Below are 2,999 nucleotides of genomic sequence, written 5' to 3'. Positions count from 1 at the left end.
CCCGGACACCTCGCCGGGCTTACGCGCGTAGGCGTGCTGGAAATCGCGCAGGTCTGACATGTCGCTGGTGAGCAGGCCCTGCTTGTCGACCAGCCAGATCCGCGAGCGGGCCTCGTCGGGCGTGGCCCCGTCGCGCACCATGGCGTCGTGGATCTGATCCGCGATGCCGACCCCGGCGGTGCCGGCGCCGAACACCACCAGCCGCTGCTCGCGCATCCGCACGCCGGTGGCCTTGATCGCGGACAACAGCGCCGCGAGCGTGATCACGCCGGTGCCCTGCAGGTCGTCGTTGAAGATCCGATAGCGCTCGCCGTACATCGTCAGGATGCGGCGCGCGTTGCCGGGGCCGAAGTCCTCGAAGTGCAGCAGCGCCTTCGGGAACATCGACGAGGCGGTCTGCAGGTACTTCTTGATGAACGCGTCGTACGCGGCCCCGCGTACGCGGGCGTGTCGGTTGCCCAGGTAGAGCGGATCATTGAGCAGGGACTCGTTGTCGGTCCCGACGTCCAGGGACACGGCGATCACGCGGCGCGGGTCGATGCCGGCCGCGGCCGTGTACACGGCGAGCTTGCCCACCGCGATCTCGATGCCGCCCACGCCCCAGTCCCCGATGCCGAGGATCTCCTCCGCATCGCTGCACACGATCAGATCCACGTCCTCGGGCCCGAGCCGCAGGCCGGCGAACGCCTTCTCGATGTCCTCGGGGCGGTCGATGGACAGGAACACCCCGCCCGGTCGACGGAACTCGTGCGAGTAGTTCTCGATCGCCTCACCGACGGTGGGGTCGTAGACGATCGGCATCATCTCGGCGAGATGGTCCCCGAGCACCTTGTAGTACAAGACCTCGTTGCGGTCGTGCAGCAGCTCCATGTACACGTTCTTGGCCAGGTTGCTCGGCTGCGACCGATACTGCCGATAAGCGAGCTTGGCCTGCTCGTCCAGGGTCAGCACCCCGGAGGGCAGCCGGCCGGTGAGCCCGAGCTTTCCGCGCTCGGCTTCGGTGAATGCGACGCCGCGGTTGACGAAGGGATCTTCCAAGACCGCCGGGGCGAGGGGAGTACGCCCGGAGCGTCCAGTCATCGTCTCCTACCTCCTCTGGCACCCCAAAAGGGCACCGAAAATGGGATATGCGGACGAATGCCGATTTAAAGTCTCGCATCGGCGGTCCCGATCGGCATCCGGGCGCCGGAAGTACCCGGCATAAGCCGGTTGGTCCGGGACGATCCATCCCCGGTTGCCGCTCGGCGGCGTGCGTGGCTAGCGTTGAAGACCGGTGATCACCGCCTTGGGGGACGACGAGGGTGAGGACGCTTGATGAACCAGCGAACCGATGACGCGCGGCACGGCAAGGCGACCGATGCGCAGGACGCGCCCCGGATCCTCGATCTGCCGGTCGGCCTTAGCGCGACCGGCACCCGGCGCGAGACCGACTCCTTGGGCGCGGTGGACGTCCCGGCCGACCGCTACTGGGGCGCACAGACGCAACGCTCGCTGATCCACTTCTCTATCGGCGACGATCGGATGCCGAAAGCCGTCTACCACGCGTACGGCTACGTGAAGAAGGCCGCGGCCGTGGTGAACGGACGCGCCGGGCGCCTGCCGAAGTGGAAGTCCGAGCTCATCCAGCGCGTGGCCGACGAAGTGATCGCCGGCCAGCTCGACGAGCACTTCCCGCTCTACGTCTGGCAGACCGGCTCCGGCACCCAGTCGAACATGAACACCAATGAGGTGATCAGCAACCGGGCGATCCAGCTGGTCGGCGGCGAGCTCGGCAGCAAGACTCCGATCCACCCCAACGACCACGTCAACATGGGTCAGTCCTCGAACGACACCTTCCCCACCGCGATGCACATCGCCGCGCTCGCCGAGGTCGACGGGCACCTGCTGCCCGCCATCAAGGCACTGCGGACGGCGTTCGCGCGCAAAGCGCACGAGTGGCAGGACGTGGTGAAGATCGGACGCACCCACCTCGAGGACGCGGTCCCGCTGACGGTGGGTCAGGAGTGGTCCGGCTACGCCCACCAGCTCGAGCAGGCCGCCGACCGGCTCGCCGCCTCCTGTCAGGGCCTTCACGAGCTGGCCGCCGGGGGCACCGCGGTGGGCACCGGGCTCAACGCGCCGCCCGGGTTCGCCGAGCAGATCGCGGCGGAGATCGCCGCCGAGACCGGCCGTCCGTTCACCACCGCGGGCAACAAGTTCGCCGCCCAGGGCGGACTCGACGCCCTCGTCGGCGCCTCATCCGGGCTGCGCGCACTCGCCGTACCGCTGATGAAGATCGCCAACGACATCCGGTGGCTGGCCTCCGGACCGCGCTGCGGCCTGGCCGAACTGACCCTGCCGGCCAACGAACCCGGCTCCTCGATCATGCCCGGGAAGGTCAACCCGACCCAGTGCGAGGCCATGGTGATGGTGTGCATCCAGGTCCTGGCCGAGGACTCCGCGATCGCGTTCGCCGGATCCCAGGGCAACTTCGAGCTCAACGCCATGCGCCCGGTGATCATCAACAACTTCCTGCACTCCGCCACGATCCTGGGCGACGCCTGCGAGAAGCTGCGCGAGTACTGCATCGAGGGCGCCGAACTCAACCGGGACCAGGTGCAGCGGTACGTCGACCAGTCGCTGATGCTGGTCACGGCCCTGTCCCCCGCCATCGGCTACGACAAGGCCTCGGCCATCGCGCACAAGGCCTCCGACGAGGGCACCACCCTGCGCGACGCGGCGCTGGCCTCCGGCGTGCCGGCCGACGAGTTCGACCGCATCGTCCAGCCGGCCACCATGGTCTGAGCAACCCCGAGTTCGACAGCTTCGCAAGCACCGAGGGAGCATCGATGACCCACGCCGGATTGGACGCCGCCCGCCACAGTGCCACACAGCTCGACGAGATCATCCCCCAGGTGACCGACGAGTTGTGGGAGGCACCCTCGGCCTGCGCCGGCTGGCGCGTGATCGACGTCCTCGCCCACCTCGCCGCGCTCGCCACCGAAGCCGTCGACCCGCCC

The 2,999-nt window shown here is 68.5% G+C and carries 3 protein-coding genes; 2 read left to right on the top strand and 1 reads right to left on the bottom strand.

The genetic code is table 11. From position 1 onward, the window contains the following. Positions 1 to 1,080: oxaloacetate-decarboxylating malate dehydrogenase (gene maeA / locus KDL01_RS40105; RefSeq protein ID WP_212533961.1), on the bottom strand; the 1,080-nt coding region annotated here is incomplete at its 3' end. A 234-nt stretch (positions 1,081 to 1,314) separates the two neighbouring features. On the opposite strand from maeA, the gene fumC reads away from it, so the two are divergent. Continuing rightward, positions 1,315 to 2,784 carry a class II fumarate hydratase gene (fumC, locus tag KDL01_RS40100; RefSeq protein ID WP_212533960.1) on the top strand — a complete coding sequence of 490 codons (1,470 nt, stop codon included), beginning with the start codon at positions 1,315 to 1,317 and terminating at the stop codon, positions 2,782 to 2,784. Positions 2,785 to 2,828: 44 nt separating this feature from the next. Next, a partial coding sequence (locus tag KDL01_RS46345; protein ID WP_212533962.1) for a maleylpyruvate isomerase N-terminal domain-containing protein occupies positions 2,829 to 2,999 on the top strand: 171 nt, incomplete at its 3' end.

This window comes from Actinospica durhamensis, assembly GCF_018139695.1.
In the GTDB taxonomy this organism is placed as follows: domain Bacteria; phylum Actinomycetota; class Actinomycetes; order Streptomycetales; family Catenulisporaceae; genus Actinospica; species Actinospica durhamensis.
This window is presented reverse-complemented; position numbering and strand designations above follow the sequence as displayed.

Excerpts from the sequence above, each read along its gene's own strand:
- fumC (WP_212533960.1), top strand. The coding sequence starts at position 1,315 with ATGAACCAGCGAACCGATGACGCGCGGCACGGCAAGGCGACCGATGCG.